General features: G+C 70.4%; 25 protein-coding genes and 2 rRNA genes. 18 read left to right on the top strand and 9 right to left on the bottom strand.

Going from position 1 to position 24,618, the window contains the following annotated elements; all coding sequences use genetic code 11:
• The 10 genes from ABT025_RS09670 to ABT025_RS09625 all read left to right on the top strand — a co-directional run.
• Positions 1–73 (top strand): 23S ribosomal RNA (locus tag ABT025_RS09670); the annotation flags it as partial.
• Positions 74–152: 79 nt separating this feature from the next.
• Positions 153–269: ribosomal RNA gene (gene rrf / locus ABT025_RS09665) — 5S ribosomal RNA — on the top strand.
• A gap of 73 nt (positions 270–342) precedes the next feature.
• Positions 343–987 (top strand): HAD family hydrolase, encoded by a 645-nt coding sequence (locus tag ABT025_RS09660; RefSeq protein ID WP_350991769.1) that lies wholly within the window; start codon positions 343–345, stop codon positions 985–987.
• 42 nt (positions 988–1,029) lie between these two features.
• On the top strand, positions 1,030–2,229 hold the full coding sequence (locus tag ABT025_RS09655) for an MFS transporter (RefSeq protein ID WP_350991767.1): 1,200 nt from the start codon (positions 1,030–1,032) through the stop codon (positions 2,227–2,229).
• Positions 2,198–3,370: an acetoin utilization protein AcuC gene (locus ABT025_RS09650; protein WP_350991762.1), complete on the top strand. Its 1,173-nt coding sequence runs from the start codon at positions 2,198–2,200 to the stop codon at positions 3,368–3,370. Before ABT025_RS09655 ends, ABT025_RS09650 begins: the two co-directional genes overlap by 32 nt.
• Positions 3,371–3,471: 101 nt before the next feature.
• A complete protein-coding gene (locus ABT025_RS09645) occupies positions 3,472–4,287 on the top strand; it encodes a phosphatase (protein WP_350991760.1) in 816 nt (271 codons plus the stop codon).
• Positions 4,288–4,415: 128 nt separating this feature from the next.
• Positions 4,416–4,628: a helix-turn-helix domain-containing protein gene (locus ABT025_RS09640; RefSeq protein WP_123460011.1), complete on the top strand. Its 213-nt coding sequence runs from the start codon at positions 4,416–4,418 to the stop codon at positions 4,626–4,628.
• A gap of 110 nt (positions 4,629–4,738) precedes the next feature.
• The gene (locus ABT025_RS09635; RefSeq protein ID WP_003948845.1) at positions 4,739–4,837 is read left to right on the top strand and encodes a 30S ribosomal protein bS22; all 99 of its coding nucleotides are present in this window, start codon (positions 4,739–4,741) and stop codon (positions 4,835–4,837) included.
• A 250-nt stretch (positions 4,838–5,087) separates the two neighbouring features.
• Positions 5,088–6,167, top strand: a complete 1,080-nt coding sequence (locus tag ABT025_RS09630) for an NAD-dependent epimerase/dehydratase family protein (RefSeq protein ID WP_350991757.1) — start codon at positions 5,088–5,090, stop codon at positions 6,165–6,167.
• 15 nt (positions 6,168–6,182) lie between these two features.
• Complete coding sequence (locus ABT025_RS09625; protein WP_350991755.1) at positions 6,183–7,211, top strand: lysophospholipid acyltransferase family protein; 1,029 nt, start codon at positions 6,183–6,185, stop codon at positions 7,209–7,211.
• 78 nt (positions 7,212–7,289) lie between these two features.
• Here ABT025_RS09625 and ABT025_RS09620 read toward each other — a convergent pair whose 3' ends face one another.
• From ABT025_RS09620 to ABT025_RS09610, 3 genes are all read right to left on the bottom strand, one after another.
• On the bottom strand, positions 7,290–8,498 hold the full coding sequence (locus ABT025_RS09620) for a DUF5667 domain-containing protein (RefSeq protein WP_350991753.1): 1,209 nt from the start codon (positions 8,496–8,498) through the stop codon (positions 7,290–7,292).
• 216 nt (positions 8,499–8,714) lie between these two features.
• Positions 8,715–9,491, bottom strand: a complete 777-nt coding sequence (locus tag ABT025_RS09615) for an ECF subfamily RNA polymerase sigma factor, BldN family (protein ID WP_350991751.1) — start codon at positions 9,489–9,491, stop codon at positions 8,715–8,717.
• Between the two features lie 469 nt (positions 9,492–9,960).
• Positions 9,961–10,926 carry an HAD family hydrolase gene (locus tag ABT025_RS09610; protein ID WP_350991749.1) on the bottom strand — a complete coding sequence of 322 codons (966 nt, stop codon included), beginning with the start codon at positions 10,924–10,926 and terminating at the stop codon, positions 9,961–9,963.
• Between the two features lie 158 nt (positions 10,927–11,084).
• Here ABT025_RS09610 and ABT025_RS09605 point away from each other — a divergent pair, with 158 nt between their 5' ends.
• The 6 genes from ABT025_RS09605 (at position 11,085) to hemB (ending at position 17,680) form a co-directional block, all read left to right on the top strand.
• The gene (locus ABT025_RS09605; protein ID WP_350991747.1) at positions 11,085–11,360 is read left to right on the top strand and encodes a glutaredoxin family protein; all 276 of its coding nucleotides are present in this window, start codon (positions 11,085–11,087) and stop codon (positions 11,358–11,360) included.
• A 272-nt stretch (positions 11,361–11,632) separates the two neighbouring features.
• Positions 11,633–12,406 carry a redox-sensing transcriptional repressor Rex gene (locus tag ABT025_RS09600; RefSeq protein WP_350991745.1) on the top strand — a complete coding sequence of 258 codons (774 nt, stop codon included), beginning with the start codon at positions 11,633–11,635 and terminating at the stop codon, positions 12,404–12,406.
• Positions 12,403–13,899 (top strand): glutamyl-tRNA reductase, encoded by a 1,497-nt coding sequence (locus ABT025_RS09595; protein WP_350991743.1) that lies wholly within the window; start codon positions 12,403–12,405, stop codon positions 13,897–13,899. The genes ABT025_RS09600 and ABT025_RS09595 overlap by 4 nt, the downstream gene beginning before the upstream one ends.
• Entirely contained in the window at positions 13,896–14,882 is a 987-nt protein-coding gene (gene hemC, locus ABT025_RS09590) for a hydroxymethylbilane synthase (protein ID WP_350991741.1), read from the top strand. The genes ABT025_RS09595 and hemC overlap by 4 nt, the downstream gene beginning before the upstream one ends.
• Entirely contained in the window at positions 14,879–16,546 is a 1,668-nt protein-coding gene (locus ABT025_RS09585) for a bifunctional uroporphyrinogen-III C-methyltransferase/uroporphyrinogen-III synthase (protein ID WP_350991739.1), read from the top strand. Before hemC ends, ABT025_RS09585 begins: the two co-directional genes overlap by 4 nt.
• A gap of 129 nt (positions 16,547–16,675) precedes the next feature.
• Positions 16,676–17,680: a porphobilinogen synthase gene (gene hemB, locus ABT025_RS09580; protein WP_350991737.1), complete on the top strand. Its 1,005-nt coding sequence runs from the start codon at positions 16,676–16,678 to the stop codon at positions 17,678–17,680.
• A gap of 102 nt (positions 17,681–17,782) precedes the next feature.
• On the opposite strand, the gene ABT025_RS09575 is transcribed toward hemB, so the two are convergent.
• The 4 genes from ABT025_RS09575 to ABT025_RS09560 all read right to left on the bottom strand — a co-directional run bounded on the left by ABT025_RS09575 (position 17,783) and on the right by ABT025_RS09560 (position 21,902).
• Positions 17,783–19,789: a transglycosylase domain-containing protein gene (locus ABT025_RS09575; RefSeq protein WP_350991735.1), complete on the bottom strand. Its 2,007-nt coding sequence runs from the start codon at positions 19,787–19,789 to the stop codon at positions 17,783–17,785.
• A gap of 192 nt (positions 19,790–19,981) precedes the next feature.
• Positions 19,982–20,770 carry a DUF4253 domain-containing protein gene (locus ABT025_RS09570; RefSeq protein WP_350991733.1) on the bottom strand — a complete coding sequence of 263 codons (789 nt, stop codon included), beginning with the start codon at positions 20,768–20,770 and terminating at the stop codon, positions 19,982–19,984.
• A gap of 110 nt (positions 20,771–20,880) precedes the next feature.
• Positions 20,881–21,120, bottom strand: a complete 240-nt coding sequence (locus tag ABT025_RS09565; protein ID WP_350991731.1) for a DUF397 domain-containing protein — start codon at positions 21,118–21,120, stop codon at positions 20,881–20,883.
• Positions 21,117–21,902, bottom strand: a complete 786-nt coding sequence (locus tag ABT025_RS09560) for a helix-turn-helix domain-containing protein (RefSeq protein WP_350991788.1) — start codon at positions 21,900–21,902, stop codon at positions 21,117–21,119. The genes ABT025_RS09565 and ABT025_RS09560 overlap by 4 nt, the downstream gene beginning before the upstream one ends.
• A 152-nt stretch (positions 21,903–22,054) precedes the next feature.
• Here ABT025_RS09560 and ABT025_RS09555 point away from each other — a divergent pair, with 152 nt between their 5' ends.
• On the top strand, positions 22,055–22,450 hold the full coding sequence (locus tag ABT025_RS09555; RefSeq protein ID WP_350991729.1) for an ATP-binding protein: 396 nt from the start codon (positions 22,055–22,057) through the stop codon (positions 22,448–22,450).
• 20 nt (positions 22,451–22,470) lie between these two features.
• On the opposite strand, the gene ABT025_RS09550 is transcribed toward ABT025_RS09555, so the two are convergent.
• Positions 22,471–23,280 (bottom strand): HEAT repeat domain-containing protein, encoded by an 810-nt coding sequence (locus ABT025_RS09550; protein WP_350991727.1) that lies wholly within the window; start codon positions 23,278–23,280, stop codon positions 22,471–22,473.
• A gap of 102 nt (positions 23,281–23,382) precedes the next feature.
• On the opposite strand from ABT025_RS09550, the gene ABT025_RS09545 reads away from it, so the two are divergent.
• On the top strand, positions 23,383–23,814 hold the full coding sequence (locus tag ABT025_RS09545; RefSeq protein ID WP_350991725.1) for a DUF3224 domain-containing protein: 432 nt from the start codon (positions 23,383–23,385) through the stop codon (positions 23,812–23,814).
• Here ABT025_RS09545 and ABT025_RS09540 read toward each other — a convergent pair.
• Positions 23,808–24,599: a DUF4232 domain-containing protein gene (locus ABT025_RS09540; RefSeq protein WP_350991723.1), complete on the bottom strand. Its 792-nt coding sequence runs from the start codon at positions 24,597–24,599 to the stop codon at positions 23,808–23,810. The genes ABT025_RS09545 and ABT025_RS09540 overlap by 7 nt on opposite strands.
• Between the last annotated feature and the right edge of the window lie 19 nt (positions 24,600–24,618).

Here is a 24,618-nt window from a genome sequence, read left to right as displayed (position 1 = left end):
GTTGATAGGCCAGATGTGGAAGCCCGGTAACGGGTGGAGCTGACTGGTACTAATAGGCCGAGGGCTTGTCCTCAGTTGCTCGCGTCCACTGTGTTAGTTCTGAAATAACGAACGGCCGTGTTTTGTTCCGGTGTTGGTTAATTTCATAGTGTTTCGGTGGTCATTGCGTTAGGGAAACGCCCGGTTACATTCCGAACCCGGAAGCTAAGCCTTTCAGCGCCGATGGTACTGCAGGGGGGACCCTGTGGGAGAGTAGGACGCCGCCGAACTCCTTTTGATAGTTAAGCCCCGTGCCCTTGTGGCACGGGGCTTTTCTGCGTTCCGACCGTTTAAGGTCATGACATGCGCTACGAACTGGTCATCTTCGACAACGACGGTGTGCTCGTGGACAGCGAGCCGATCGCCAACACCATCCTGGCCGGCTACCTCACAGAGCTCGGACACCCCACCTCGTACGAGGAGTCCCTCCGCGACTACATGGGCTCGGCCGTGCACCGGGTGCACGACCTCGTCGAGGAGCGGGGCGGCGAGAAGCTGCCCGCGGACTTCGACGACACGCTCCACTCACGGATCTTCGCCGCGTTCCAGCGGGAGCTGGAACCCGTTCCCGGTGTGGAGGAGGTACTGGGGGAGCTCGTCGCCGAGGGGATTCCCTACTGTGTCGCCTCCTCCGGCAGCCACGAGCGGATCCGGGTCAGCCACCGCAAGACGGGGCTGGACCAGTGGTTCGAGGAGGAGTGGATCTTCTCCGCGGAGGACGTGGGCCGTGGGAAGCCGGCGCCCGATCTGTTTCTCCTCGCCGCCGAACGGATGGGCGTGGCTCCCGAGCGGTGCGTCGTCATCGAGGACAGCCCGCTCGGGGTGGAGGCAGCCAGGGCCGCGGGTATGGATGTGTACGGGTTCACGTCGATGATGCCGGCGGACCGGCTGGCCGGGGTGACCGGGCATTTTTCCGACATGGGACAGCTTCGGGAATTGCTTGCCTGACGTCTCTACCCATGGGTAGAGACTGGCTCTACGCTCGCGCACATGACAGATGCACGTTTGCGGCACGGCAGAGCTTCCCTTGCGTTGAGCTTCTTCGTGCAGGGCGTCACCTTCGCTCTCCTCGTCACCCGGATCCCCGCGATTCAGGACCGGTACGGGATATCCGACGGCCTGCTGCCCGTGTTCCTCGCCGCCGTGCCGATCCTGGCGGGCGTGGGCAGCGTGGTCACCGAGAAGGTGGTCGCGCGCGTACGCCCGAGGGTGGTCCTGCGGTGGGCGCAGCCGGTCGTGCTGCTGGCGCTGCTCGGCGTCGGCGCCGGGAGCGAGCTGTGGGAAGCGGCCCTGGCGCTCGGTGTGTTCGGGCTGTCGGTCGGTGCGCTGGACGCCTCCATGAACATGATGGGGGTCAGTCTCCAGCGGGCGTACGGGCGCTCCATCATGCTGGGCTTCCATGCCGCGTACAGCCTGGGCGGGATCGCCGGGGCGTCCATGGCGTGGGCCGGGGCGCACTGGGATCTGTCGCTGCTGGTCTCCTACCTTCCGGTGGTTGTGGTGCTGCTGCCCGTCGCGTTCGCCGGGAGCCGGTGGTACGTGGAGGGGAAGCAGGAGGAGGAGCTGGGCGCGGAGCGGGGCAAGGCCGGCTCGGTCTCCTTCAAGCTGCTGATGCCGCTCTGTCTGGTGATGTGCTTCGCGTACATCGGGGATTCGACGGTCTCCAACTGGAGCGCGAAGTATCTGCAGGATGTGCTGGGAAGCTCGGAGCAGCTCTCGACCGTCCCGTACAACGTCTACATGGTGACGACGCTGCTGGGGCGGACCGTGGGGGACTTCGGGGTGCGGCGGTTCGGCGCCGTGGCTGTGGTGCGGTCCGGGAGCGTGCTGGCCGCGGCCGGGTTCGGGGTGGTGGCCGTCGCGGGCGGGGCCTGGGTGGGGATGCTCGGGTTCACGATGCTGGGGCTCGGCCTCTGTGTGATCGTGCCGCAGACGTTCGCGGCCGCGGGGCGGATGTTCCCCGGGGCGAGCGACACCGCGATCGCCCGGCTGAACATCTTCAACTACGTGGGATTCCTGGTCGGCTCGCCGCTGGTGGGGGCTCTCGGGGACGCGTGGAGCTACCGGGGCGCGATGCTCGTCCCGATGGTGCTGGTGCTCGCGACGCTCTTGTACGCCAAGTCGTTCGGCGCGGAGCCTGCCCGATACGGTGGCGGGCATGAGCGGCCGCGCACAGTTGATGTGGGATGACGCAGTAACGGGATACGACTTCGGGGACAGTCATCCCATGGACCCGGTCAGGCTCGCCCTGACGATGGGGTTGGTGCGGGCCTTCGGCCTCGACCGGGCTGTGGACGTCGTGGCGGCCAAGGTGGCCGGGGACTCGACGCTGCGGCTGGTGCACCGGTCGGACTACGTGGCGGCCGTGCGGGCCGCGTCCGCCGATCCGCGGGCCGCGGACCAGAGCTACGGGATCGGCACGACGGACGATCCGGCGTTCGCCGGTATGCACGAGGTGTCGGCGCTGATCGCCGGGCAGTCGGTGGCGGCGGCCGAGGCAGTGTGGCGGGGTGAGACCGGGCATGCCGTGAATTTCGCCGGCGGGCTCCATCACGCCATGCCCGGCGGGGCTGCGGGTTTCTGCATCTACAACGATCCGGCGCTCGCCATCGCGCGGCTGCTGGAGCTGGGGGCGGAGCGCGTCGCGTACGTCGATGTGGACGTGCACCACGGTGACGGGGTGCAGGCGGCCTTCTGGGAGGACCCGCGGGTCCTGACCGTCTCGCTGCACGAGCACCCCAGGACGCTCTTCCCGCAGACCGGCTGGCCCGAGGAGACCGGGGCGGGGGCCGGTGAGGGCGGTGCGGTCAATGTGGCGCTGCCGGCCGGGACGGGCGACGCGGGGTGGCTGCGGGCGTTCCACGCGGTGGTGCCCGAGCTGCTGGCGGACTTCCGGCCGCAGGTGCTGGTGACGCAGCACGGGGCCGATACGCACTTCGAGGACCCGCTGGCCCATCTGGCGGTGTCGCTGGACGCGCAGCGGGCCGTGATGGCCGCCTGCCACGACCTGGCGCACGAGTACGCGGACGGTGGGCGATGGGTGGCGCTCGGCGGGGGCGGTTATGCGGTGGTGGACGTGGTGCCGCGGTCCTGGACGCATCTGGTCGGGATCGCCGCGCACGCGCCGGTGGACCCCGAGTCGGTGATCCCGTCGTCGTGGCGGGACGAAGTCTACGCCCGGACCCGGCAGCTCGGGCCGGCCCGGATGACGGACGGGCGCACCCCGTCGTGGAAGGCCTGGGAGGACGGTTACGACCCCGCGGACCGGCTGGACCAGGCGGTGCTTGCGACCAGGCGCGCGGTGTTTCCGCTGCGGGGGCTGCTGACCTGAGGCCGGTCCGGGTACTGGTGTTGCGCCCGGGGTTACGCCAACTGTGGGGCGTAACCCGGGTTTTGGTCCCTGGGGGCGGCCGGTCGGGCAGCATCGGCAGGGTGTTGAGTACCGGAGCGCTGCGTGCGCATCTGCTGGCGGCCCGGCTGGCCGGGCCTGTGGCCACTTCGCGGGAACTGAGTCTGCGGAGCTATCGGCTGTTCGCGGCCAGGGATCCGCGGGTGACGCTCGGCCTTGATCCCGGACGGGTGTGGGGGGAGCGGGACCTGCTGCGGCTCATGGCCGACAAGTGCGGGGTCTCGGACGATCCCGCGCATGTATCGGGTCCCGATGTGATCGATCCGGAGCGGACGCTGGCGGGGCTGGAGGCGTTTGCCGAGCGGTTGTCCGAAGCCGCGGTGCGGCGGGCGCCGGTGCTGTTCGGAACGGGGCATCCGCACCGTCTGCTCGGTTTCTACGCTGCGTTGGCAGACGCCTTGTCGGCGGTGGGGTGCACCGTGCTCACTCCCGCGCAGGGGCGACGTATCGACATAACGACCCGGTTCGGCGTACGCACGTACAGCCTCGACTACGTACGGGGAGTTGCGATGGTGCGCGAACCCGGCGTGCGGGTGCCCGGTGGTGGCACCGGCGCACACACCCACTCGCCGCTCCCGCTGAGGGTGGCGCTGGAGGCTGCCGCGAATGCCCGGGGGCCGTTGCCGGAACTCGTCGTGGGGGACCACGGCTGGGTCTGCGGGGCAGGTCAGCTGGGCATCGAGGCGATCGGGCTGGCCGATACGGACGATCCGGCGCTGTTCGTCGGGGAGGCGGAGGGCCGGGTGGCGGTGGCCGTTCCGCTCGACGACGCCGTGCAGTCCGCGTACTACCTGCCGCTGACGCGCTATGTACTCAATCGGGCGTGTCTGTCACAGTAGGCGGCCGATCGTCTCTCCTCTTCCCCACTCGCATCACCCGCCCCTAATCTGGGGAGTGAGCGCACAACGACGAAGAGTCACCGGAGGGGAAGCCGGTGCGCGTCTCGTGCGGAAGGTACAGGTGGGTCATGGCTGCTGACAGCGAGAGGCCTCTCAACGAGGTCAAGTTTCTGACTGTGGCGGAAGTTGCCTCGGTCATGCGAGTGTCGAAGATGACCGTGTACCGCTTGGTGCACAGTGGTCATCTGCCGGCGATCCGGGTGGGCAGGTCCTTCCGGGTGCCGGAGCAAGCGGTTCACGAGTATCTCCGCGAGTCCTTCGTGGGGGTGGGGACGGCCTGACGTTCCCCTCGGATTACGTACCTCACCCGGTGGCGGGTAGGCTAGGCCGACGTAGGTCGTGTGGGCCCAGACGCCCCGCACCAGTGAAGAAGAAGTGAGCGAGGGTAGTCGTGGGCTCTGTTATCAAGAAGCGGCGTAAGCGGATGGCCAAGAAGAAGCACCGCAAGCTGCTCAAGCGCACGCGCGTTCAGCGTCGCAACAAGAAGTAAGCGAACGCAGTTCGTGAAATCCGCAGCCCTCCCGCCGATCAGGCGGGAGGGCTGCGGTGCTGTACGGGGGGTGTGCGTGAAGGTTGCGCACATTCGGGCCAAGACGCGGGAGAAGGCCGCCGCGCAGTCGCCACGGGGCGGCATCCACCCGCTACGGTGACGACCGGGGGAGTGCCCTTCGGCGGGCGCCCCTTTCACTCACCTCACTCACCTCACTCACCTCACGGGAGACCGACGGAAGGCGCTGATCTTGGGGAAGGTCGTGCTCGTCACGGGAGCTGCCCGGCAGCTGGGCGGCCGGTTCGTGCGGCATATCCAGCGTGATCCGGAAGTGGACCGGGTGATCGCCGTCGACGCGGTCGCGCCCGGGCACCAGTTGGGTGACGCCGTCTTCGTCCGCGCGGACATCCGCCAGCCCGCCATCGCCAGGGTCCTCGCCGAGCACGCGGTCGACACGGTCGTCCACCTGGACGTCAGCGCCAAGACGCTCGGGGCCCAGGGGCGTACCGCGGTCAAGGAGACCAACGTCATCGGCACCATGCAGCTGCTCGGCGCCTGTCAGAAGGCGCCGTCGGTCCGGCGGATGGTGGTCAAGTCCAGTACGGGGGTGTACGGCTCCGCGCCCCGTGACCCGGCGGTCTTCCACGAGACGACTCCGCCCAAGTCCCTGCCCGGCGGGGGCTTCGCGAAGGACGCGGTGGAGGTCGAGGGGTACGTACGGGGCTTCGCGCGCCGCCGGCCGGACGTGGCCGTGTGCGTGCTGAGGTTCGCGAACATCCTGGGGCCCGATCCCGACTCGCCGCTGGCCGACTATCTGTCGCTGCCGGTGCTGCCGACGGTGTTCGGGTACGACCCGCGGCTCCAGTTCGTCCACGAGGACGACGTCATCGACGTGCTGGGCATCGCGGCGAGCGAACCGCGGCGCGGGACGCTGAACAGCGGCACGTTCAACATCGCGGGGGACGGGGTGCTGCTGCTGTCGCAGTGTTCGCGGCGGCTGGGGCGGCCCACGATGCCGCTGCTGCTGCCCGCGGTCACCTGGGTCGGGCAGGCGCTGCGTACCGTCGGCATGACGGACTTCTCGCCGGAACAGATCCGGCTGCTCACCCATGGCAGGGTGGTCTCCACGGTCCAGATGCGCGAGACCCTGGGCTTCCGTCCGCGGTTCTCCACGGCGGAGACCTTCGCCGAGTTCGCGCGCAGCCGCGGGCCGGGGCTGCTGCCGCCCGCGGCGGTGGGCCGGGCCGTCGACAGACTGGCCGCGATGCCGTTCGCCGGTGGGGCCACCGGGGACGGCGGCGGCACACACCCGACTCCGAGCGTCAGGTAGAGGAGCGCACCGACGATGGCGGATGCCAAGGTCATTCCGTTCGACGACGACCGTTCGCGGTCGGGGGGTATGTCGCGCGCCGCGCGCCGACGGCCCTCGGGACGCGGCACAGGGTCCGTCAGCGCCCTGCCGGGGCAGCCGACGGCAGGGCTGCCGCCGGAGGGGCAGGAGGAGGCCGTGGTGGCCGCTGAGGACGCGGGAGGCGGTGGCTGGGACCGGCGGATCGCGGGCGGGCTCGCGTTCCTGCGGCGCCGGGTCACGGGCGATTACGAAGTCGACGAGTTCGGCTACGACGAGGAGCTCACCGACCAGGTCCTGATGTCGATGCTGCGGCCGGTGTACGAGAAGTACTTCCGGGTCGAGGTGAAGGGCATCGAGAACATCCCGGCGGACGGCGGTGCGCTCATCGTGTCCAACCACTCGGGGACGCTGCCGCTCGACGGGCTGATGCTCCAGGTCGCGGTGCACGACAACCATCCGGCGGGGCGGCATCTGCGGCTGCTCGCCGCGGACCTGGTCTTCATGCTGCCGGTCGTGAACGAGCTGGCCCGCAAGGCCGGGCACACGCTGGCCTGCGCGGAGGACGCGGAGCGGCTGCTGCGGCAGGGCGAGGTCGTCGGGGTGATGCCGGAGGGCTTCAAGGGCATCGGCAAGCCGTTCGGCGAGCGGTACAAGCTGCAGCGCTTCGGGCGGGGCGGGTTCGTCTCGACCGCGTTGCGTGCCGGGGTGCCGATCGTGCCGTGCTCGATCGTGGGCGCGGAGGAGATCTACCCGATGATCGGCAACTCGAAGACGTTGGCGCGGCTGCTGGGTGTCCCGTACTTCCCGATCACGCCGACGTTTCCCTGGCTGGGGCCGTTGGGCGCGGTGCCGTTGCCGACGAAGTGGACGATCCAGTTCGGTGAGCCGATTCCCACGGACGGGTATCCGCTGGAGGCGGCGGAGGATCCGATGCTGATGTTCAACCTGACGGATCAGGTGCGGGAGCAGATCCAGCACACGCTGTACAAGCTGCTGGTGCAGCGGAGGTCGGTGTTCTTCTGAGCCGGGCCGGGGCGCCCCTGGCTGGTGTTCTGTCCTCAATGGCCGGACGGGCCCGGGTCTGCCCGTCCGGCGATCGCGTCAGTTCCTGTCGTCCTCGGCGTCGATTCCGAGGCCGCCGATCAGGCCGGGGATCAGGGGCGGAAGGGTGATGTCCGGCGACGGGGTGGCGCTCGGTGTTTCCTGTGCCGGCGTGGTGGTGCCGGGCGACGGCGGGTCGAAGAGCCCGTCCGTGCCGCCGTTGATCAGGCCGTCCGCCGGGGTGCTGCCCGAGCCCGACGGCTCGGGCCGGGAGCTGGTGCCCGTACTGCTGTCCTGCGTGCCTGAGGGGGACGAGGGCGACGGGGCCTGCGAACGGGCGGACGGGGCGGAGCCGGCGCCGGTGCCCGAACCGGTGGTGCCGGACTCCTGGGATCCGTTGCTCGTCTCCGGGGTGCGGGGGAGCAGCGACTGCAGCGGCCCGACCTCTTCGTCTATGGCGGCGAAGACCGAGCTCACCTGGTCGCCGACGTCGGTCAGCTGCAGGGGGAGGCGGTCGCGGAGGCTGCTCCAGCTCTCGCGGTGCGCGCGGGAGAAGGTGTCGAGGGTCTGGATGGGGCCGATCGCGCCGTCCCGTTCGTAGGCGGCGTGGAGGAGGCGGTGGCCCTCGGTGGCGTCGTGGGTCATGCCGTTGAGCGTGCGTCTCACCTCGCCGAGCTGCTCGTGGTCCAGGTCGCCGGAGCGCGCACGCTCCATCAGCCTGCGGGCTTCGCTGAGCCGGGTCGAGGCCTGGTCCAGGTAGACCTCGCCGCGGTCCGCGTCACCGTCGGCCAGGCCGAGGTGGATGTCCTCCATGCCGCGCTTCAGCCCGTAGAGGGAGTCACCCGGCAGGGCGTCGGAGCTGGCAGCCGCCACTCCGCCGAAGGCCCCGGCGGCCACACCGACGGTGAGCCCGCCGGCTGCGAGGCCCTTCGTCCAGCGCGATCTGGGGCGCAGTTTCCGGAGTGGCGAGGCCCGGTGGGCCCCCTTGCCCCGTTGTTCGGGCACCGTAGGGTCCGCGGCTGCGCCGCCCTCGGCGAACATGGCCTCCATGGCGGCGACGAGCTGGGCTCGCTGCACCACTTTGACCTCGGGATCCAACTCCGGCTTCGGTAGCTCACCGAGGCCGTTCGCCAGGGCCAACAGCGGTCCGGGGACGGCCTGTTCGGCCGGGTCCTCGGGCTGTACGGCCGCCGCACCGTGGAGCGACTGCTCCTCCAGGGCCTGGGCGAAGGCGTTCGCCCGCCGGTGTGCCGAAACGTTTGCGATCACTGGCGGCACCTCCTCTCGTCATGACGGTCGACTCCCCTGTGGGTCCGGAAGGTTGCACACCTTGAGCGCATCCACACGAATGAGTGAGTGTCAGCGGACAGGGGGTGACGACAGGGGGCCTGCAACCGGCACAACGAGCGGTGCGGCACTTGGGTTACGCACGAAGGATGATCGGACCAGTGGGTGATGAACATATCGCCGGGAGTAGGGGTGGGGTCAGCGGGCATCGTCCGGAAGGAGCCGGGCAAGGGTGCGGACGGCGCGGTACTGCAGGGTCTTGATCGCGCCCTCGTTCTTGCCCATCGCCCGGGCGGTCTCGGCGACCGAGAGGCCCTGCAGGAAGCGCAGGGTCACGCACTCCTGCTGCTGCGGGTTGAGTCGGCGCACGGCTTGGAGCAGTGCGGCATTGGAGAGGGACTCCAGGACGGAGTCCTCGGGGCTGCGCTCGACCTCGTTGGCGTCGAGCATTTCGCCGGTGGTCACTTCCAGTCGGAAGCGACTGGATTTGAAATGGTCGGCGACCAGGTTGCGAGCGATGGTGACCAGCCAGGCGCCGAAGTCGCGGCCCTGCCAGGTGAACGTGGAGATGCGCCGCAGGGCGCGCAGGAAGGTCTCACTCGTGAGGTCCTCCGCCGTCGCCTTGCCGCCCACCCGGTAGTAGATGTAGCGGTACACGGTGTCGCTGTACTGGTCATAGAGGCGGCCGAAGGCGTCAGCCTCACCGGCCTGTGCGCGCTCGACGAGATCCATCATGCGCGCGCTGTCGCTGTCGGCGGTCGGCCGACGAACGGTGGACGTGGTCGTTGCGCCGCGGTTGCTGCGTCTTCCGACCGCCGCGCTACGTTCAGCCAGGGCGTAGCAGGGGCCGGCAGGTGCAGGGGTGGCAAAGGCGGGTACGGCGTACGCGGTGGGGACGAAGCCGCGCAAGCGGTCGGCGACCGTTGCGCGCAGCGTAGCCAGGCCCGAGGCGTCAACCCCGACGTGTGGGTACACGGGACTCCCAGAGGCAGAGCTTCCATCACGTGCAGTGCGAAACCGTCACTCGTCGTAGTGAGTGGTGGGTTCCGGAATGCGTCTGAGGAGAATAACGCTTCGTACAGGCAGTGCTACACCCAGTTGCTCAAATCACCGATTACGTCGCTTCTGTAGCGACTATGCGGCGCATCAAGTGGCACATCGTGACCGGTTGTTGATCGAATTACTTCGAGATCTGCCTGGAGCCGCGACAGGTTGTGGTCGAGTGCGGGTAACCCGACTGGCCGGAGCGGTCGGTGGGCAAGGGGTCCCGATTGGCGGCACGGGCCGGGCGTGGCCCGGTCGCGGCGGGCAGCCCGGAGGCCGGACCGTCCGCAGGGCGGCCTCGCGGCCTCGCGGACGGTTGGACTGTCGGCCTCGCGGCCGGTCGTGCTGTCGGACGGTCGGGCTGTCGGGTTGTCTCCGGCCGGGGCCGCCCGGGAGCCCCTCAGCGGCGACGGCGGTGCAGGGCAACGGCCGCAGCGGTGCCGCCGGCGGGGGCGCCCACGCCGGCGGCGGCCGGGATGCCGACCTTGGCGGCCTTGCGGCCGGTCCGGTAGTCGCGCAGCCGCCAGTCCCGGGCGCGCGCGTGCTTGCGGAGCTTGGTGTCCGGGTTGATCGCGTACGGATGTCCGACCAGGGACAGCATCGGGATGTCGTTGTGCGAGTCGCTGTACGCCGCGCAGCGGGCGAGGTCCAGGCCCTCGGCCGCGGCCAGGGCGCGTACCGCCTCGGCCTTCGCGGGGCCGTGCAGCGGTTCGCCGACCAGGCGCCCGGTGTAGACGCCGTCGACCGATTCGGCGACGGTGCCCAGCGCCCCGGTCAGGCCGAGCCGGCGGGCGATGATCGTGGCGGTCTCCACCGGTGCGGCGGTGACCAGCCAGACCTTCTGGCCGGCGTCGAGGTGCGCCTGGGCGAGCGCGCGGGTGCCGGGCCAGATGCGGTCGGCCATGTACTCGTCGTAGATCTCCTCGCCGATCGACATCAGCTCGGAGACGCGGTGGCCCTTGACGATGGACAGGGCGCTGTCGCGCGCGTCCTGCATGTGCTCGGGGTCCTCGACGCCGGCCAGCCGGAACCAGGCCTGCTGCCAGGCGAACCGGGTGAGTTCGCGGCGCTCGAAGAACTTCCGTTTGTACAGCCCGCGGCCGAAGTGGAAGATCGCCGCGCCCTGCATGACGGTGTTGTCGAGGTCGAAGAAGGCGGCGGCCCGGTCGTCGCCGACGACGGGGAACTCGGGTTCTCCCTCTTCCGCGGCGGACAGTGCGCCGGGGGCGGTGCCGTCCTCCGTGCCGGCGGACTGCTCGGCGTCGAGTGAGGACTTCCGTGCTGCCTCCGCCGCCGCTTCGCCTGCCAGCACGCTGCGTGCTGTCGCGGAACGCCTACGCGGTGTGAGCCATCCAAGAGCGGCCATGCCGTGAGCATAGCCAGTCACCCCGCCCCTTCCCGACCTGCCGGGATGCGGTGGCGTGAACTCTCGGAGGCCGACACGTTAAACGGGTGATTCCGGGCGTACCGCGTCAAGGCCCGATCGCGACCGGAAAGGGCCCGGGGGCGGCGCAGAATGAAGGTATGAGTGCCTTGCTGCGTCGTACGAAGAAGAAGCCCGCCGACCGCGTGGTGACGCTGGTCGGAAAACCGGGGTGTCACCTCTGTGACGATGCCAGGGTGGTGGTGCGGACGGTCTGCGAGGAGGCCGGCGTGTCCTGGGAGGAGAAGGACATCACCCAGGACGAGGAGCTGTACCGGGAGTACTGGGAGCAGATCCCCGTCGTCCTGGTTGATAACGAACAGCACACGTTCTGGCGCGTGGACCCGGCAAGACTGCGCAGCGCGCTGCTTTCCTGAGTGAAACCCGGTTACCATCATGGGCGTTTTGAGTGGTCTCGGGGGCGTGGCTGTGAGGAGTGTGTTCCGCTTTGCCCCCTTCGGGCCCGCAACGGGCTGATGCGAACCCTGGTTCCTGGATCGCGCGAGGAATGCGCGTGACCCCGGTCACTTTGACCGGACAAAACGGACACTATCTTTGTGCACGCGTTCACAAAGACATAGCCTGCATTCGACGGGGCGGTCTTGGGACATACGGCCGCCTGCAGCCCCGCTCATCCCGCAGGAGCACCGTGGCAACTGGCCGAAATCACCGACCGGCGACCCGTAGCCGAGGAATTCCCGAGGCCACCGTCGCCCGACTTCCGCTGTATCTCCGAGCGCTGACCGCGCTCTCCGAGCGCTCGGTCCCCACGGTCTCCTCCGAGGAGCTCGCCGCGGCGGCGGGGGTCAACTCCGCGAAGCTCCGCAAGGACTTCAGCTATCTCGGCTCGTACGGGACGCGCGGCGTCGGCTACGACGTCGAGTATCTCGTCTACCAGATCTCGCGGGAACTCGGCCTCACCCAGGACTGGCCGGTCGCCATCGTCGGCATCGGCAACCTCGGCGCGGCGCTCGCCAACTACGGCGGTTTCGCCTCCCGCGGGTTCCGGGTCGCGGCGCTGATCGACGCCGATCCCGCGATGGCCGGAACGCCGGTCGCGGGGATCCCCGTCCAGCACGCCGACGACATGGACCGCATCATCAGCGAGAACGGGGTGTCGATCGGTGTGATCACCACTCCGCCCGGCGCCGCCCAGCAGGTCTGTGACCGGCTCGTCGCCGCGGGTGTCACCTCCATCCTGAACTTCGCCCCGACCGTGCTCTCGGTGCCCGACGGCGTCGACGTGCGCAAGGTCGACCTCTCCATCGAGCTGCAGATCCTCGCCTTCCACGAGCAGCGCAAGGCCGGCGAGGAGGCCGCTTCCGCCGACAGCGGCCCGGACCCGGCCGCGCCGCCCGTGCGCGCCACGACCAGCAGCCGGAAGGGACCCGACGGGGACATGCCCGCCGTGATGCCGGCATGAGCCTCCTCGTCGTAGGCCTGAGCCACCGCAGCGCCCCCGTCTCCGTGCTGGAGCGGGCCTCGCTGTCCGCCGAAAGCCAGGCCAAGCTGCTCCAGGACACCCTTGCCGCGGAGCCCGCGGTCGAGGCCGCCGTCCTCGCCACCTGCAACCGCATCGAGCTGTACGCCGACGTGGACAAGTTCCACGCGGGCGTCGCCGAGCTGTCCACGCTGCTCGCCCGGCACAGCGGCGTCGGTCTGGACGAGCTCACTCCGTATCTCTATGTGCACTACGAGGACCGGGCCGTCCACCACCTCTTCTCGGTGGCCTGCGGACTGGACTCGATGGTCGTGGGCGAGGGCCAGATCCTCGGCCAGATCAAGGACGCGCTGGCGCTGGGGCAGGAGCTCCACACCGCGGGCCGGCTGCTGAACGACCTCTTTCAGCAGGCCCTGCGGGTCGGCAAGCGCGCCCACAGCGAGACCGGGATCGACCGGGCCGGGCAGTCGCTCGTCACCTTCGGCCTCGAGCAGCTCGCCGACGGGCGCGACACCGGGGTCTGGGCGAAGGGCAAGCGCGCCCTGGTCATCGGCGCGGGCTCGATGTCCTCGCTGGCCGCCGCGACCCTGGCCCGTACCGGTGTCGCCGAGATCGTCGTCGCCAACCGCACCCGCGCCCGCGCCGACCGCCTGGTGGAGATCCTCAACCAGGCCGACGGCACGGGGGTGGCCGCCCACGCCGTGGAGATGGCCGCGGTCTCCGACGAACTGACACGTGCCGATGTCGTCGTCTCCTGCACCGGTGCCACCGGTCTCGTGCTCAGCGCGGAGGCCGTCGCCGGAGCACTCGGGCTGGACTTCGACCCCGTGGCCGAGGCGCCCGCAGCGCCGGTGCCGGCGCCGGCCGCCGAGCCGGACGAGCAGCACGCCGCGTGGGTGGAGAACGGTTCCGCCACCGCGATCGCGCAGGCCCGGGCCGTGCGTCGGATCCCGGCCCAGTCCACCGGCCCCGTCCGCCTCGCCCTGCTCGACCTCGCGATGCCGCGCGACATCGACGGCGGCGCCGCCCGCCTCGACGGTGTGCGCCTCGTCGACATCGAGTCGCTCGCCGAGGCGTCCGCGGACGCCCCGATGGCCGCCGATGTGGACCAGGTGCGCACCATCGTCGCCGACGAGGTCGCAGCCTTCGGCGCCGCCCAGCGCGCCGCCCATGTCGCTCCCACCGTCGTCGCCCTGCGCACGATGGCCGCCGGAGTGGTCGCGGGCGAGATCGCACGGCTGGACGGCCGCCTCCCCGACCTGGACGAGAAGCAGCGCGCCGAGATCTCGCAGACCGTGCGCCGCGTCGTCGACAAGCTCCTGCACGCGCCCACCGTGCGGGTCAAGCAGCTCGCCAGCGAGCCCGGCGGCGCCGGGTACGCCGATGCGCTGCGGGAACTCTTCGACCTCGACCCGCAGACGGTCGCCGCCGTCTCCCGGGCAGACCTGAACGACCCGAATCGAGGGCGGTCATGACCGACAACTCACCCCTGGGCGCGGGGGCCACCAAGCCGCTGCGGCTGGGGACCCGGCGCAGCAAGCTCGCCATGGCGCAGTCCGGCCTCGTGGCCGACGCGGTCAGCGAGGTGACCGGGCGCGCCGTCGAACTCGTCGAGATCACCACGTACGGGGACACCTCCCGCGAGCACCTCGCACAGATCGGCGGGACCGGCGTCTTCGTCGCCGCGCTGCGCGACGCGCTGCTGCGCGGCGAGGTGGACTTCGCCGTCCACTCGCTCAAGGACCTGCCGACCACGCCGCACGAGGGCCTCGTACTGGCCGCCGTGCCGGTGCGCGAGGACCCCCGCGACGCGCTCGTGGCGCGCGACGGGCTGACCTTCGAGCAGCTGCCGTCCGGTGCCCGCATCGGCACCGGTTCGCCGCGCCGCATGGCGCAGCTCAACGCGTACGCCCGCAGTCACGGCCTCGACATCGAGACCGTGCCGATCCGCGGCAACGTCGATACGCGTATCGGATTCGTACGAAGCGGTGAACTGGACGCGGTGGTACTCGCCGCGGCCGGCCTCAGCCGCCTCGGACGGAGCGGTGAGGTGACCGATTTCCTGTCGGTCGACACCGTTCTGCCCGCTCCCGGCCAGGGAGCACTGGCGATCGAATGCGCTGCCAGCAGCGCCGACCTCGCCGCCGCGCTCGCCGAGCTCGACGACCCGTACACCCGGGCCGCCGTGACCGCCGAGCGTGCCCTGCTCGCCGCCCTGGAGGCCGGCTGCTCCGCACCTGTGGGTGCGCTGGCCGACCTCCTGGCCGACGGTCAGGCTGTCAACGAACTGCGCCTGCGCGGTGTCGTCGGTTCCACCGACGGTTCCTCGCTGGTTCAGCTGTCCACCACCGGTCCCGTCCCCACGTCGCACGACGACGCGGCGGCCCTCGGTCGCGAACTCGCGGCCGAGATGCTCGCCAAGGGTGCGGCCGGTCTTATGGGGGAGCGAGCACTTTGAGCCCCACCGGCCACGCCGCATCCGAATTCCCGGTCCTGTCCGCAGGGCACGTCACCTTCCTCGGCGCCGGTCCCGGCGACCCGGGACTGCTGACTCTGCGCGCCGTCGAGGCGCTTGCGAGCGCGGACGTTCTTGTCGCCGAGCCGGACGTCCTCGGCGTCGTCCGCTGCCATGCGCGGGCAGGCGTAAGCACGCCTGAGCTGACGGTTGTTGACGCACAGTCAACAGCCGCCGGTGTTCCCGTTCTCAGGGATGCGGTCAATCTTGTCATGGAGGCCGCGAAGGGCGGCAGGCGGGTCGTCCGTGCCGTCTCCGGTGATCCGGGCCTGGACGGCAACGCGGGCAGCGAGATGCTGGCCTGCGCCGCCGCGGGCATTCCCTTCGAGGTCGTACCGGGTGTCGCCAACGTCGTGGGCGTGCCCGCGTACGCCGGGGTGCCGCTGCGCGACGCGCAGGGCGCGGACGTCCGCTTCATCGACGCCCGTACCGCCTCGGACCGCTGCTGGAGCGAGGTCGGCGCGAGCGATTCCACGTGCGTCATCTCGACGTCGCTCGACGCGGTGGCCGCGGCCGCCGGCGAGCTGGTCTCGGCGGGCCGTAAGCCCGACACCCCGCTGACCGTGACCGTCGCCGGTACGACGACGCGCCAGCGCACCTGGACGGCGACGCTCGGCACGATCGCCCAGGTCTTCAAGCAGGGCAAGGTCCTGCCGTCGCCGGACGGGCACCAGCCCGTCATAGCCGTGGTCGGGGAGCGAAGCTCTGCCGCCCAGCGCGACCAGCTGGCGTGGTTCGAGTCCAAGCCGATGTTCGGCTGGAAGGTGCTCGTACCGCGGACGAAGGAGCAGTCGGCCTCTCTCTCCGACCAGCTGCGTTCGTACGGCGCGGTGCCGCACGAGGTCCCGACGATCGCCGTCGAGCCGCCGCGTACGCCCCAGCAGATGGAGCGCGCGGTCAAGGGCCTGGTCACCGGCCGTTACGAGTGGATCGCCTTCACCTCGGTCAACGCCGTGAAGGCGGTCCGGGAGAAGTTCGAGGAGTACGGGCTCGACGCCCGTGCCTTCGCCGGGATCAAGGTCGCCGCGGTCGGCGAGCAGACCGCGGCCGCGCTCGTCGACTTCGGTGTGAAACCCGACCTGGTGCCCTCCGGTGAGCAGTCCGCCGCGGGCCTGCTGGAGGACTGGCCGCCGTACGACCCGGTCTTCGACCCGATCGACCGCGTCTTCCTGCCGCGCGCCGACATCGCCACCGAGACGCTGGTGGCCGGACTCATCGAGCTCGGCTGGGAGGTCGACGACGTCACCGCGTACCGCACGGTCCGCGCCTCGCCGCCGCCCGCCGACACGCGTGAGGCCATCAAGGGCGGCGGTTTCGACGCGGTGCTCTTCACCTCGTCCTCGACCGTGCGCAACCTGGTCGGCATCGCCGGCAAGCCGCACAACGTGACGGTCATCGCGTGTATCGGCCCGGCCACGGCGAAGACCGCCGAGGAGCACGGTCTGCGCGTCGACGTCCTGTCGCCGGAGCCCTCGGTGCACAAGCTGGCCGCGGCTCTCGCCGAGTTCGGCGCGCAGCGCCGGGACGCGGCGAAGGAGGCCGGTGACCCGGTGACGCGGCCGAGCGAGCGCCGTCCGGGTGCGCGGCGGCGTCGTACGACGACCTGATCCGGTGTGACGTGTGCGGGGCCCGGCTGCTTCTTCGTGAAGCGGCCGGGCCCCTGTCCGTTCCGCGGCGCCCTTTTCCCGGCAGAGGTGTCGGTAAGAGCGTGATGTGTACGGGTCTAGTCTCGAAGGATGACTGTGTACGGAAACTTCCCCGGCTCTCGCCCCCGACGGCTGCGGACGACCCCCGTCATGCGGCGGATGGTCGCCGAGACACGGCTCGACCCGGCGAACCTGATCCTGCCCGCGTTCGTGCGCGAGGGCATCGACACCCCTGTCGCCATCTCGGCCATGCCCGGCGTGCAGCAGCACACCCTGGACACCCTGCGGAAGGCCGCGGTCGACGCGGTCTCGGCGGGCGTCTCCGGGATCATGCTGTTCGGTGTGCCGCTGGACGAGAAGAAGGACGCCCGGGGCACGGCGGGCACCGACCCCGACGGCATCCTCCAGGTCGGTCTGCGGGCCGTGCGCGAGGAGGTCGGCGACGATCTCGTCGTCATGTCCGACCTCTGCCTGGACGAGTACACCGACCACGGCCACTGCGGTGTGCTGACCGAGGACGGCCGCGTCGACAACGACGCGACGCTGGAGCGGTACGCGGAGATGGCCCAGGTCCAGGCCGACGCGGGCGCCCATGTGGTCGGCCCCAGCGGCATGATGGACGGCCAGGTCGGCGTGATCCGCGACGCGCTGGACCAGACCGGGCACGAGGACGTGTCGATCCTCGCGTACACGGCGAAGTACTCCTCCGCGTTCTACGGCCCCTTCCGCGAGGCCGTCGGCTCCTCGCTCAAGGGCGACCGCAAGACGTACCAGCAGGACCCGGCCAATCTCCGCGAGTCGCTGCGTGAGCTGGCGCTCGACCTCGCCGAGGGCGCGGACATGGTCATGGTCAAGCCGGCCGGGCCGTACCTCGACGTCCTGGCGAAGGTCGCCGAGTCGGTGGACGTGCCGGTCGCCGCGTACCAGATCAGTGGTGAGTACTCGATGATCGAGGCCGCCGCGGAGAAGGGCTGGATCGACCGGGACGCGGCGATCCTGGAGAGCCTGACCGGCATCCGGCGGGCGGGCGCGCAGATGATCCTGACGTACTGGGCGACCGAGGTCGCGCAGCGGCTGGGGCGCGCCGGCTCCTGAGGCGGGTACGCGAAGTGCGTGGGTGGTCCCGCCCGGCCCGTGACGGACTCCGGGCCGGGCGGGACTTTCGCGTAACGGGTCCGGTCCGCCGGGCCGGTGGGCCTACTTCCCGGTGGCGTACGAGGTCCAGATCCGGAGCGGGAGGGCGTTGCCGCGCTCCGCGCCGGCGCCGCCCACGCCCTGCATTCCCAGCAGTTGAGGGGTGCCGGGTCTGTTGCGGAACACCGTCACGGCCGTGGTCAGTCCCCGGGCGTGGCCGATGAACCAGGCCGACCTCATCCGGTCGTCCTCATCGGTCGCGCCGCCCGAGAGGTCGTCGAGCGCCGTGGAACCGGACAGCGCGTCGAACTGCCTGTCCCGCGCCAGCGCCGTCCAGGCCGCGATCCCCAGGGTGTTGCTCACATCGTTCGCCACCGAGGCGTCCATCGCGCGTTGCGGTTCCGGCCTCCCGAAGCCCTCGACCGTCTCGCCGTCCCGCGTCATGCTGGTCACCGAGTAGGGATCGGCCCTGATGCCCTCGTTGCTGAAGGCGCCGTACGCGTCCGCCATCCTGACCGCGCTCGGCGTGGACGTGCCGAGGGTGAAGGACTTGTCCAGGCGGGCCAGGCTCTCCTCGTGCAGCCCGGCCGCGACCGCCATCTCCTTCACCTTCTTCAGCCCGATGTGCTTGCCGAGCCGTACGAAGGTGACGTTGGCCGACCTGATCAGCGCATCGCGCAGGGTCGTCGGCACCGTCATCGGTACCGGTACCGCGGTGGCACCGCCGTCCGGCCGGTCCGTGGGCGTCACCGTGGGCGGGCCGTTCGTGATCAGACGCCCGGTGCTGTCGTAGCCGCTGTCCAGGGTGATCCCGTCGCCGTTCTGAAGTGCCGCGGCCAGCACGAAGGGCTTGAACGCGGATCCGACGGGGACGCCGGCGGTGTCGGCGTTGTTGGCGAAGCGGGTGATCGCGTCGGCTCCGCCGTACACCGCGACCACGGCCCCGTCCTCGGGCCGCACGGATGCGGCGCCGACCTCGACGTACTTGTCCGCGGGGCGCTTCTCGGGGTCGAGGTCGCGCTTGCGCACGCTCCGCACAGCTCCCTCCAGCTGTTGCACCCTGGCCTTCTCGAAGGTGGTGTGCACCCGGTAGCCGCCCCGGGCGAGGTCCTTGGCGGTGAGGCCCGAGCGCTTCTTGATGTACTTGTTGGCGATGTCGACGAGATAGCCGGTCTGGCCGCCGAGGCTGGTCGGCTTGACGGCCTTGCGCGGCTCGGGAAACTTCGTGTGGGTGGCCCGTTCGGCCTTCGTCATCATGCCGATCTCGACCTGCCGGTCCAGGACCCACTTCCAGCGGTCGACGGCGCGTTCGTGGTTGGCCCTGCCGCCCGCGGGGTCGTACTGCTCCGCGCCCTTGAGCAGCGACGCGAGCATCGCGGTCTGGCTGGGGTCGAGCTTCTTCGCGGGGATTCCGTAGTACGCGACCGCCGCTGCCTGGATGCCGTAGGCGCCGCGGCCGAACCAGCTGGTGTTCAGATATCCCTGGAGGATCTGTTCCTTGCTCTGCTTGTTGCTCAGCTTGAGCGAGATGAAGAACTCCCTGAACTTCCGGGTCGCCGACTGCTCCTGGCTGAGATAGGTGTTCTTCACGTACTGCTGGGTGATGGTGGAGCCGCCCTGGGTCTCACCGCCCGTGACCATGCTGGCGGCCGCGCGGGCGATCCCCGGCACCGATACTCCCGAGTCGGAGTAGAAGTTCTCGTTCTCGGCGGCGATGACCGCGTGCTCCATCGAATCGGGTATGTCGGCGAGTGTGACGTTCTGCCGGTTGACCTCGCCCACACTCACCAACTGGGTGCCGTCCGCCCAGTAGTAGACGGTGCCCTGCCTGCGCGCTTCGAAGTTCTCGTCGGGTATGTCGACGGACGAGTACATCACGGCGAACAGCCCGGTCAGCGCACCGATTCCCAGCAGTACCCCGCTCAGCGCCTGTCGCCACGAGGGGATCCAGCGGAGCCAGTTGGTTCTCCCCCGGCGGGGGTAGTCGACCCGGCGGCCGTGTGGGAGTTTCGCGCGGATGGCACGGATGGCACGGATGGCACGGATGGCGCGGATGAGGCGTCGGGGCATACTTCAGCTCCTCGTTCACCGTCCGCAGCGGGGGGTGCGGACTTGTGAGAGGAGATGTTCCGGATCACGGGCAGGTTGTCCGGACCTGACAGGAATCCGGCGGAGCAGGCCGACGCCCGGACTGGTGCCCGGTCCTCGGCCGGCCGGTGCAGCACGGCCGGCGGCGCGTGGGCGGCCTGCCGCAGATGCGCCTCAGTCCCACCAGAAGGACCAGGTCTCCTGGCCCAGCAGGGCTTCCTCCGCGTACTTCTCCAGGCTGTCCAGCGCGGACTGGTGGATGTTGTCCGGGCAGAACGCGAAGTGCTCGGCGGCCAGGGCGAGGGCCTCCGCCCGCGTGGTGGGCGGTCGCCCCACGGAGACGGTCAGGGTGTCGAAGCCGAGCGCCACGACCCGTATGCCGAAGCGGTCCTCCCAGGAGCGCAGGACCGCGCAGAGCCGGGCGACGTCGTTCTCGTGGTTGAGCGGTCCGCTCCAGCCGATCGCGGCCGGGATGTCCGCACTGCGTCTCGCCGGCACGAGCGCCAGGCGTGCGTCCTCCAGCACCATGCCGTCATCCGTCAGCACGTCCGCCATCTCGGCGGCCAGCTTCTCCGGGCTGTCCGGACCGTCCGCGACGGGAGTGGGCGCAAGGCCCGGCCAGGTGTTCTCGGTGTCGAGTTCGTCTTCCGCGTACGCGTCCCAGACCTCGCTCAGGACGACCTCGGCGTCATGGTCGCCGGGGTACGACGTGCCGTCCGGGTCGAGGTCCCAGGCCTCGGGCCCCTGGTCGCGGCTGCCGCGGTCGATGAGCACGGGGAGCAGCCCGAGGGCCCGCCCCGCGTCGCGCAGCGAGGCCCAGTCGCCGGGGGCCGCGGGCCCGTCCGCGTACCAGAGCAGGGGGTCGTGCCACGGCTCGTCGATCGTGGCGTCCACGAGGGTGCCGGGCGGGAGTTCGAGCCCTGACGTGGCCAGGGACGGGAGCGGGTTCGGAAGCGTCGCCATGTCGAGGAGAGTACGGGCGGCCACTGACAGCCGGCCGCCCGGCCGGTCGGTCCGCCGGTCGGTTCGATGGTCGGTTCGGCGGTTGCTCCGCCGGTCGGTCCGGCGGTTGCTCAGGATCCGATGTGCGCGGCGAAGGCCGACCAGGTGGTGGGGGCGAGGGTGAGCGTGGGGCCCTCGGGGTTCTTGGAGTCCCGGACGTGGACGGCGGCGGGGTGGGCGGCGATCTCGACGCACTGTCCGCCCTCGCTGCCGCTGTAGCTCGACTTCTGCCAGTCGTAGGCGACTTCGAGGCACTGGCCGCCCTCGTCGCCGCTGTAGCTGGACTTGAACCAGGCGCGTGCAGTGCTCATTGCTCTCCCAGCAGGCTGTCCAACAGGCCCACGGTGTCTTCGGGGTTGAGGGCCTGAGCTCGCAGCATTGCATATTTCTGAGCGAGGATGCTGACGTCATCGGGGTCGGAGACGAGCAGGCTGCCGCGTTGGGTCTCGGAGTAGGCGACGTGCTGGTAGTCGGGTGTTTCGAGCAGTGTGAAGGGACCGTCGAGCCCAGCGTGCGTGCGGTGGCTCAGAGGGAGCACCTGGAGACAGATGCCGGGGAGTGCGGCGCACAGGCGCAGGTGCCGCAGTTGCTCCGCATGGTCCTCGTCGTCGACGAGTTGAAGTCTCACGACCGGCTCCCAGATCACGAAGCTGATCGTCGGTGGCTGGTCGCGTCGCAGGATCTCTTGCCGCGCGAGGCGCCCTGTGGTCTGGTCCCCGATCTTTTCCTCGCTGAAGACCGGGACCCTGTTGCGGAACACCGCACGCGCGTACGCCTCCGTCTGGAGGAGCCCGGGAACGACCTGGTTGTCGTACCAGGACAGTGCGAGTGCCTCCCGCTCCAGGTCCATGTACTCCTCCGCCCACGCCGGGATCAGGTCCACCTCCGGCATGTTCTCCACCGCCGTCGCCAGCGTCCCCTTCGTGTCCAGCAGGGTGTCCATGCGGCAGGCCAGCGGCAGTTGGAGGGCGCGTCTGCCCTGCTCGACGGAGGCGATGGTCTCCGGCTGGGTGCATGTGTGCTCGGCCAGTTGCCGCTGGGTCATCCCGGCCGCGGTGCGGAACCGGGCGACCAGCGCGCCCACGAGCCTCATCGCCGACGCGTTCTTGCGCTGCCGCTTCCTCGGTTGCATACGGTCCCCAATTCCCACCCGCATTCGTACTTCACGCGCGCGCGGCCCGTACAAGAAATCTGTACGGGCCCGCACACTGCGACAGCGTAGTCACCGAGTGTGACGCTCGCTCCATGAACGAGACGATGCAACTCCCACTGCTGCGCGAGCGGTTCTTCCGGCGGGAGCGCCGGTCGGTCCGCGAGGCCCGGGAGTTCGTGCGGGACGCGCTGGCCGACTGGGGGTTCGGCGGGGTGCGGGCGGACGACGTGGTGCTGTGTGTCAGCGAGCTGGCCACCAACGCGTTGGTGCACGGGGTGCCGCCGGGGCGTGGGTACCGGCTGATGCTGTGGCTGCGGGACGAGGAGCAGGTGCGGGTCGAGGTGCACGACAGTGGCGACGGGGAGCCCGGGGTGCGTGAGCCCGGCGGGGAGTCGGGGCGGGGGCTGGTGATCGTGGACGCGCTCGCGGACCGGTGGGGCGTCGGGGAGCGGGTGCCCGGGAAGGTCGTGTGGTGCGAGTTCGGCTGAGGGTGTTCGGGGCGGCCGGGTCAGGCCGGGGTCAGCCGGTCCGTGAAGTCGACGGCCTCGCGTACGTCCTCGTCCGGGTCCTTGGCCAACTGCCGCAGCAGCGCGTCGACTCCGGGGGTCCGCCAGCGGGCCACGGCCTCGACCAGGGCCACGCGGACCGTGGGGTCGGGATGGTCCGCGAGGTGGGCCAGTCGGGTGAGCGGTCCCCGTCGCCGGAAGCCGAACCAGTGCAGGGTCGCGCACAGTTGTCCGGCGTCGCCGGGGTCGCCGGCTTCGGCGATCCGGGTGAGCAGGACGGGCGTCGCGGGCGCCGGGCCGTCGAGCGGGTGCGGCCGGCGGCGGCGCAGGCGCTGCGAGCCGTACTCGCCGCGTACCCGGCAGCCGTAACAGGTGCAGGGCGGTTTGCCGTTGGATTCGGGGAAGTAGCGCCAGCCGGTGACCTGGCGGACCGCTCGCACACGGTGGATCTCGGACCGGGTCGCGGCCCGGGGGACGAAGACCTCCCAGCCGCGCGGGTCCTCCAGCGCGGCCACCCGGCGCACGGCGTCGACGGCCGTGGTGGCGGTGTGGGCCCGTCCCGGACGGTTGCTGAAGTGGCCGACGGTGACGGGTTCGTCGTCAGGCAGCCGGAGCTGGACGGCGACGAGGCCGCGCGGGCCGCCGTGGCGGGCGAGCTCGCGCAGCCACTGGTGGGTCAGGGTGTAGGAGGGCAGGACCGGGAAGCAGAACAGGCCCTTGTCGCCGTCGCGGCCGTGACTGACAGCCCGTATCCCGGACTTCCGGATGCGGGCCGCGTTCGCGGCGGGTGTCAGGTGCACGAACATGGCCATGGCGCCGATCGTAGGGGAGCGGAAGGGGCGTGCTGCGGGTGAATGCCGTCTCGGCCCGCTGTTCTCGGCCGGATGTCCGAGGGTCTCTCTACGATCGACGCCATGAGAGCTTCCGGAACCTTCACCGTCACCTCGTTCGTCCCGTCCGATCTGAAGCCCGTTCCCGAGGTCGACACCCGTCTTCCGATGGGTGTCGCGACCATCGTGAAGAGCTTCGAGGGTGAGATCACCGGGCGTTCGACGACCCTGTTCACCGCCGCCTTCGACCAGACCGCCGGCGTGGGCACGTACGTGGCCCTGGAGGCCTTCGACGGTGCGGTCGGCGGGCGCGAGGGCACGTTCAACTTCGTGCACTCGGCCGCGACGAGCGGCGACGACCGCGTCAACGAGTTCTTCGCGATCGCGCCGTCGAGCGGAACCGGCGCGCTTGCCGGGATCCGTGGGGGCGGCGGGCTGGCCGTCGACGGGGACGGCACCCATCGGATCTGGTTCGACTTCGACTTCGACGCCGTGCCCGCGGACGGGGCTCAGTAGGTGAGCGCGTCGGCCATGTCGGTCTGCCAGTAGGTGACGAAGCCGTTGTCGTCCCAGTAGGTGTCGGCCGGGAGCGTCGGCGCGGCCGGGGAGCCCGTGGAGCCCTCGGGGCTCCTGCCGGAGAAGTGCACCTGAAGGCTGGTGGCCTTGCGCGGGGCCGGGCCGGCGCCGGGCTCGCCGGTCAGGCCGATGGCGGCGTACGCGGACTGGCCCGGTTCGAGTGTCACGACGGCCTGCGGCCGGCTGTCGTCCAGGATCGGGAAGACGGCCTGCGCGTCGTCGAACCGGAGCTGGGGCGCGTAGTACGCGTAGCAGGGGCGGCCGCTCGTGTTGGTCAGGGTCAGCAGCAGGTGGTTGATGGGGCGGCTCACCTTGGTGACGCCGGTCCTGGTGTTCTTGCCGTCGCAGGTGACGGGCGTGCGGTTGGTGGTGCTGCCTGCCCGGTTCGTGGAGCCGGTGGTGTTCTTCCCGCCGGTCTTCCCGTCGGTCCCGGCGGGGGGCGCGGGGTTCTCGGGCCTGCTGCCGGTGCCGGTGCCGGTGCTGGTGCCGGTGCCGGTGCTGGTGTCGGCGTCGGCGTCCGTGTCCGTGTCGACGTCGGTGGTGTTCTTGTCCGGCGCGGCGGCAGGGGGCGGGGACTGCTTGACGGCGGTGTGTGCGGCCGGAGCGGCCGAACCCGCCTCGGCGCTGCCGCTGCTGCCGTCGTCACTGCTGCACGCGGTGAGGGAGAGGGCGGCAAGTAGGGCGGTGGCGGCGAGGACGGTGGTGCGGATGCGGTTGTTGCGCATGGTGGTACTCCCCGTGAAA

Source organism: Streptomyces sp. NPDC002809, assembly GCF_040295435.1.
Taxonomy (GTDB): Bacteria; Actinomycetota; Actinomycetes; order Streptomycetales; family Streptomycetaceae; genus Streptomyces.
This window is presented reverse-complemented; position numbering and strand designations above follow the sequence as displayed.